This is a genomic window from [Clostridium] aminophilum, from assembly GCF_900101295.1.
In the GTDB taxonomy this organism is placed as follows: Bacteria; Bacillota; Clostridia; order Lachnospirales; family Lachnospiraceae; genus Clostridium_R; species Clostridium_R aminophilum_A.
In genome coordinates, this window is the sequence record NZ_FOIL01000088.1 from 1 (window position 1) to 6,926 (window position 6,926).

General features: G+C 48.8%; 5 protein-coding genes and 2 riboswitches. Of the genes, 3 read left to right on the forward strand and 2 right to left on the reverse strand.

Annotation, left to right across the window (positions count from 1 at the left end; all coding sequences use genetic code 11):
* Positions 1-407: 407 nt before the first annotated feature.
* Positions 408-1,568 (reverse strand): [citrate (pro-3S)-lyase] ligase, encoded by a 1,161-nt coding sequence (locus BMW41_RS13640; protein WP_074650740.1) that lies wholly within the window; start codon positions 1,566-1,568, stop codon positions 408-410.
* A 293-nt stretch (positions 1,569-1,861) separates the two neighbouring features.
* Positions 1,862-1,969: riboswitch (TPP riboswitch) on the forward strand.
* A 437-nt stretch (positions 1,970-2,406) separates the two neighbouring features.
* Here BMW41_RS13640 and thiW point away from each other — a divergent pair.
* The 3 genes from thiW to cytX all read left to right on the forward strand — a co-directional run bounded on the left by thiW (position 2,407) and on the right by cytX (position 5,202).
* Positions 2,407-2,928: an energy coupling factor transporter S component ThiW gene (thiW, locus tag BMW41_RS13645; RefSeq protein WP_074650742.1), complete on the forward strand. Its 522-nt coding sequence runs from the start codon at positions 2,407-2,409 to the stop codon at positions 2,926-2,928.
* Between the two features lie 249 nt (positions 2,929-3,177).
* The gene (thiD, locus tag BMW41_RS13650; protein WP_074650748.1) at positions 3,178-3,984 is read left to right on the forward strand and encodes a bifunctional hydroxymethylpyrimidine kinase/phosphomethylpyrimidine kinase; all 807 of its coding nucleotides are present in this window, start codon (positions 3,178-3,180) and stop codon (positions 3,982-3,984) included.
* Complete coding sequence (gene cytX / locus BMW41_RS13655; RefSeq protein WP_074650744.1) at positions 3,985-5,202, forward strand: putative hydroxymethylpyrimidine transporter CytX; 1,218 nt, start codon at positions 3,985-3,987, stop codon at positions 5,200-5,202.
* Positions 5,203-5,420: 218 nt separating this feature from the next.
* On the opposite strand, the gene BMW41_RS13660 is transcribed toward cytX, so the two are convergent.
* On the reverse strand, positions 5,421-6,203 hold the full coding sequence (locus tag BMW41_RS13660) for a hypothetical protein (RefSeq protein ID WP_143050888.1): 783 nt from the start codon (positions 6,201-6,203) through the stop codon (positions 5,421-5,423).
* A 397-nt stretch (positions 6,204-6,600) separates the two neighbouring features.
* Positions 6,601-6,702, forward strand: a riboswitch (TPP riboswitch).
* Positions 6,703-6,926 lie beyond the last annotated feature (224 nt).

The following is a 6,926-nucleotide window of genomic DNA, read 5'->3' on the forward strand; positions in this document are numbered from 1 at the left end:
TCACACAGACCTCCCTAGGTACCACACGTTTCTTCCTCTCCATCCATCTGCCTCATTTATCATGCATGATTCCGTGTAGTTATTGGGCTTCGACTTGTGTTGCAGCCTTACCCTCATGCATGACCTCATATGAGATTTCTGTTCGTCAGACCAGAGATTTGCCCGTGAGTTAGTATGTTCCTCACATCCAGCTTCCTTCAGATTCCATCTCACGACGGACACCCTTGCCTTCGGCTATATCCTTCCCACTACCGGGCGGATTCGGGACTTGAACCCGTTAGAAACGTGCGCCGCTAGGCGCACAACCAAAAACGCCTGCCCGATTTTCCCGGACAGACGCTTTTCGTACCGATTTCTTCAACGGATGGTTCCGTATGACATCCTTTTTTACACCCGTGTTCTCTCTGTCAGTAGTGAATCACTTCCTGCGCTCTGCGGATCGCCGCAAGCACCGACTCTGCCTCCTCACTCTTCACGTAGTCCAGTGTTGTCTTTGGAAGCAATTTCTCCAGAATGCAGAAATCTCCGGTCTTCAGTGCACTTCTGACATCAGACGCGCTGATTGCCTCATCCTTTTCACGGTTCCGGAGTCTGGGAATCTCCACACATCGAAGCCCCAGTTTCGGCAGTTCTTCATGCATGATTTCATTGTAGATTCCCGTCACCTGACTTCGCGGTTCCTCGCCGACAAATCGCTCGGTAATCCCGAGTTCCTCCGCGATATGACCGAAAATATTCAGGTCCAGCAGCGCGTGTCCGCGGATAACATCCTCTCCGCTCTTCTGGAAATAGCTGGGAAATGTCGCATTGCTGATGATATACGGTCCGCTCTCGTGATAGATGAGATTCGGAAGATCCCGGCTTCCCTCCATCACCAGTTTTTTACGTACACGGAACGGAAAGAGGCTGGCATCCTCACTGACCACAAACACATGTACCAGATCATGGTCTTTGGATGCCGTTTCCAGAAGATGCCGGTGTCCGAGGGTAAACGGGTTCGCATTCATGACGACCGCCGCAATCTTCTTTGTCTTTTCGTCCTGCTTTTCGTCCGATTTATCTTCCCGTTTTTTCTCCGTTTTTTCGTCCGTATCTTCCTTCGTCCATCCGGCGAATGCCCATCCCTTTTCCGCAAGCTGTGCTTCGGTCTCAGAGCGAAGCTGCTTCAGGTACGATGAAAAGCCGTCTCTGCGGTTCTCCATAAACACAAGATGTCCCTCAATCCGGGCAATCTCATAAAATCCCATTGTTGCAAAAAATTTCGCCGTATCACATTTGGTATACAAAAACAGATGCATCATTCCCCGTTCCATCTGCTTCTGCACCAGATGGGTCACGATCTCATTCATCAGCGCTTCGCCCTGATGATCACTGCTCACTGCCATGCAGCGAAGCGTATTCAAAAAAAGACTTCCCGTCGCAATGACATTCATGTCTTCATCATACATGGCACAGGTGTAATCCAGATTGGCATCCAGACGGATTCCCTCTTTTTCCAGAAGCGCTTTTACCGCTGCCCGGCTGTAAGAATCACTCGCTGTGACCTCTCCGATTGAGTATTCTGACATGGTTCCTCCAAATTGATTCTTTCTTTTTCATTCTTTGATTCGCAGCGTTGATTCTAACACAGATTATGCGTGCATACCATTTTTTTCTTTAGTGCATCTGTCTGCTTAAAATGTTTCACGTGAAACATTTGGGTTCTCTTTTTCCTGTCACAGCGGAACAGAACGAAATCCACCTTTGTCATTTTGCAGCATCCGCAGATGGATTTATTTATTTTTCTCATGCGTTGATGTTTTTTTTGCTGATTTTCTGAAAACTATTGTATTTCTTTAAATCAAGGTGTACTATTGACCAAAAATAAATTCAGGGGAGCTTGTATGGACAGGCTGAGAGGAAGGAAACACCTTCGACCCTTATACCTGATGTGGATAATGCCGCCGTAGGAAACACTTTCGCTCTGTTACAGGAGGATACCGCAAAAGGTATCCTCCTGTTTTTGTTTCAAAAGACCGGCAGGCGGCTGTCATGCTTGCATGAACCGACATTTGCCGGCTGTAAGAACATGGGGGCACTGAAGGGAAACCCGCGAAATATGGCGGAAATTGTGTTTTCGAGCTTAGCGGATCTGCCGTTTTGCTCATCCTTTGAGAAAGGAGGAAACGTAATCCACATCTGTGGCGGACTGAGGGGGAGCGCCCTGAGTCTTGTAGATCAGCGATGGGAAGCCGTGTTCCGGCGTGAGAGGATGCCATGAAGCATCGACCGAACTTCCATGCAGTTATTGCCAAATCACTGTGCCACGAGGAAGCGCCGCTGAAACAGACGTTTCCGTAATCAGCGCGACATGCCAAACATAAAAGACTTTGGCCCGTTGTTCGCGTAAATCAAAGGAGAAAAAGAATGAATAAGACAAATACCAGAAAATTAGCGATTGCAGGTGTATTCTGCGCCGTTGCGGTTGTCGGGAGCCTCTTTTCGTTCCCGGTTTTCGGGAGCAAATGTTCCCCGTTTCAGCACATGGTCAACATTCTGTGTGCGGTGTTACTCGGCCCAGTCTATGGAGTATGTGCCGCATTTGCCGCCTCCCTGATCCGGAATTTTCTTGGTCTCGGAAGTCTCCTGGCATTTCCCGGCAGCATGTTCGGCGCACTGGTGTGCGGTGTCATCTATGCCAAAACGAAAAAAACCGGCGAGACACTGGCCGGTGAAGTATTCGGCACCGCCGTTTTGGGCGGCCTGTGCGCATACCCGATCGCCGTTTTATTTATGGGGCAGAGCGCAGCCGGTCTTGCATTTTATGCATTTGTCCTGCCGTTTTTCATCTCCACGGCAGGAGGAGCCGCAATCTCCGCGGTTTTGATCTGCAGCCTGAAACATGCCGGCATTCTCCATACCATGCAGGAGACGCTTGACCGGCCATGAGTTGATATGACAACCGGTTTAAAATGCATAAAACCGCATAACGATGCGAGATACGGCCATTGATATCTCTGTTTCCAAACGGCAGAGTATGAACAGCCAAAACGAAAACACAGAATTACCACAACGAAATCCGATGGAAGGCCCGCGGCGCCAAACGCGTCCCGGGCTTATCACAAGCGACAGATTGGGAGCACCACCTTCTGCCGCTATAGAAAACGATGCTGAAACAACGAAAGGAGAAAAATGATCATGAAAACAGCATTGACCATTGCAGGAAGTGACTGCAGCGGAGGCGCCGGTATTCAGGCAGATATCAAAACCATGACAATGAATGGTGTCTACGCCATGAGTGCCATTACGGCCTTAACCGCACAAAACACAACCGGTGTGAGAGCCATTCAGGAATCCACACCTGATTTTTTGCAACAGCAGATTGACGCGGTATTCGAAGACATTTATCCCGATGCCGTAAAAATCGGCATGGTGTCGTCCAGCGAACTGATCTGTGTGATTGCGGATCGGCTGCGGCATTATGACGCCAGAAACATCGTTGTGGATCCGGTTATGGTGGCAACCTCCGGTTCTTCTCTGCTGAAGACGGATGCGGTTATGACCATGACCGAAAAACTGCTGCCCGTCGCGGCCCTTGTCACGCCGAATATTCCCGAAGCAGAAGTTCTCTCAGGGATGACCATTCACACCAAAGACGATATGCTCGCGGCAGCCCGTGAAATCGGAGACCGTTACTCCTGCGCCGTTCTTCTCAAAGGCGGTCACAGCATCAATGATGCAAATGATCTGCTCTATACCGACGGCAAACTGATCTGGTTTGAGGGAAAACGAATTGATAATCCCAACACCCATGGAACCGGATGTACGCTCTCCAGTGCCATTGCCGCCAATCTTGCCAAAGGCTTTTCGCTTGCGGACTCGGTACAAAGAGCAAAGGATTATATCTCCGGTGCACTGGCAGCCATGCTGAATCTTGGAGCCGGTTCCGGACCGATGAACCATGCATTTGACCTCACAGGTGAATTCGCAAAGGAGGGAAAATAGATGGAAGAGAAACGCACATCGGTTTTTGAAAACGGCTTAATCTGGTTCGGCGCCGCCGTTTCCATCGCGGAGATCATCACCGGAACCTATTTTGCTCCCCTCGGTTTTATCAAGGGACTTCTTGCCATTCTGACCGGCCATGTCATCGGATGCCTGATGCTTTTCCTTTCGGGTCTGATTGGCGGAACAATGCGAAAAAGCGCAATGGAAACCGCAAAGATGAGTTTTGGCACGAAAGGTGCCTTGCTCTTTTCGGCTCTGAATATCCTTCAGCTCGCCGGCTGGACGGCAATCATGATTTTTGACGGAGCCCTCGCGGTAAATGGGATCTTTTCCATCGGAAACTGGATATGGTGTACGGTCATCGGCGCACTGATTATTCTCTGGATTCTGATCGGAATCAAGAATCTCGGCAAGGTGAATACCGCTGCCATGACCGCCCTCTTCCTTCTGACCATTGTGCTTTGCTTCGTCATTTTTCAAAACAGCAGTGTCCCGAACGTCAGCGGCGAAGATATGACCTTTGGTGCGGCGGTCGAGCTTTCCGTTGCCATGCCGCTGTCTTGGCTTCCGCTGATCAGCGATTATACCCGTGAGGCTCAAAAGCCGGCTGCAGCAACTGCCGTCAGTGCGGTTACCTATGGGCTCGTGAGCTGCTGGATGTATGTGATCGGCATGGGTGCTGCGATTTTCACAGCTGAATCCGACGTGGCACAGATCATGATGAAAGCGGGGCTCGGCATCGCGGGGCTATTGATCATCGTATTCTCCACCGTTACCACAACCTTTCTGGATGCCTACTCTGCCGGTGTGTCCAGTGAATCGCTTCCCGGAAAAATCAACGGAAAAGCCGTTGCCATCGCCGTCACAGTGATCGGTACTCTGGGCGCAATATTTCTTCCGCTTTATGATATCACCGAATTCCTCTATTTCATCGGATCGGTATTTGCTCCGATGATTGCGATCCAGATTGCGGATTTCTTTATTTTAAAAAAGAGAGACGAGCACCGCTCCTTCAACCTTCCGAATCTGTTTTTATGGCTGATCGGTTTTATCCTGTATCGCATTCTGATGCGGGTGGATATTGTTGTCGGAAATACGCTTCCGGACATGGTCATCACCATCCTGCTCTGTGCCGCCGTCAATCTCATGATAAACAGACGGAACGAAAATATTCCGTCTCAAACAGGCTCTCAGACGCGATATTTTTCCTCTTAACCGGACAAATCCACCCCTGAGGCAATAAAATCGCGCCATTTCAGAATCCAAAAAGTGCTGTAAACCGCTCAGTCAAGCCGTTTACAGCACTTTTTTCATGTTCTGTGTAATGTCTTCAGACTGCCCTATCGCATGGTGTGATCCATGAAGATTCCATCTTGCTCCGAAAAAGCGAAAGCATAAGCGTTTTTTCCTCCAACCGCGGGTCACCGCTTCCGTCAAACCATATCCGGACGGTAAAATGTCACCTGCAGCGTCTCCTCCATTCCCTCCGCGGAATAGAAGGTCACGGTGAGCGCCGGCTTATGCGTGATCAGACTTTTGTGAAGAACTGCCGCCACCGGCACCTTCCCATAAGGAGCGTCCGCTTCCGCCATAAGCCGGTAATCCCGGTTCGCATATGGGTCCGGCTTTTTTACTCTCTGAAGATGATCGTCCAGTTTTCCCCATCTTCCGGTCACCATCCGCCGGTCCGACTCCGGTTTCCGGAATGCCTCTCCGACTCTCTCCAACGCAAATTCTCCCGGAATCATTTCCGGCTGCCATGTCATCTCATAGGTGCCATTCTCCCGAAGATTCAAGATCATGGCATCGGTATGTTTCTTTTCTTTCTTCCAGAACTGGATGGACGAGATCCATTTTCCGACGATCTTATCCTCCGGATCCGGTTTCTGAAAGAAGTTCTCCGGAATCTCCCCTTTTTGAATCATCTCATTCATAACAAAGAGCTGAAGCACATGGATTTCCTGCGGTGAAGAAATAAGGCGAAACTTCCCGTTCCCTCTACTCTCTGCACGCTCACCGCTCTCTTTATGTTCAAAACAATTCGATCTTTCTTCCTTCTGTTCCACATCTGGATCGATCTCCAGCCAGATCGGCATTGGCCGCTCCGCTTTTCGATTGATGCCCGAAAGGACCGTCTTCCCAGCATATTCCAGCTGATATCCGATAAACAGTGTCTGCCCGTCAAACTCCAGATTTTTCCCCTTGTATTCTTTCATCTTCTTCCAACCTTTTCTTCCGTCATTTATTCCGGACTGATGATGCATCTTTCCTATTCTTTTCTCAGCCGGTTCTGCTCTATTTCTATTCTACCACAACAACTAAACTCGATCTGCGTCTCCGACTTGATCTCGTTAAGGGTTTGGTATTAGTTCTACTAAGCTCGCTTTGCTCGCTAAGTAGAAGCTATTATACCATTTGAAACCGCTTCCTTCTCCTCTTTGGTATTTTCACTCATCTCCTTTTTCGTATCATCCGCAAGGCTCCAACATGATATTTTATTCATCAATAAATGAGAAAATTCCATTAAATTTTCTTTATATTTCTTGATTTCAGCGTTGACAATCCATAAATTTCAAAATATAATGCAACAAAAGCAACATTTTTTAATAGGAATCGCAATTTTGGGGGAACTCTTCGGAGCTGAGAGGACAAACCGTCTGACCCTTTGAACCTGATCCGGCTAATACCGGCGTAGGGAAGAAATTCGATATCAGCCGCAGGCTATTTTTCGGAGCTTTCTTACGAGTAAGAAGGCTCCTTTTTTTATTTCATAGGAAATTTCTCCGAAATTCCCTATGAAATAAAAACGCTCCGCGAGGATGCGCACGCCGCTGTAAGCAAATTCACTAAGCTCGAGAAAACCTCGCTAAGTGAATTTCCATGGCACGCACTAAGCTCGAAAAGACCTCGCTAAGAGCTTCGCCAAGGAAGCTGTCACC

What these genes read in the sequence shown, in the direction of transcription:
- cytX (WP_074650744.1), top strand. Translation starts at nt 3,985, where the DNA reads ATGGAAGAGAAACGCACATCGGTTTTTGAAAACGGCTTAATCTGGTTC.
- thiD (WP_074650748.1), top strand. Translation starts at nt 3,178, where the DNA reads ATGAAAACAGCATTGACCATTGCAGGAAGTGACTGCAGCGGAGGCGCC.
- BMW41_RS13640 (WP_074650740.1), bottom strand. Translation starts at nt 1,568, where the DNA reads ATGTCAGAATACTCAATCGGAGAGGTCACAGCGAGTGATTCTTACAGC.
- thiW (WP_074650742.1), top strand. Translation starts at nt 2,407, where the DNA reads ATGAATAAGACAAATACCAGAAAATTAGCGATTGCAGGTGTATTCTGC.
- BMW41_RS13660 (WP_143050888.1), bottom strand. Translation starts at nt 6,203, where the DNA reads ATGAAAGAATACAAGGGGAAAAATCTGGAGTTTGACGGGCAGACACTG.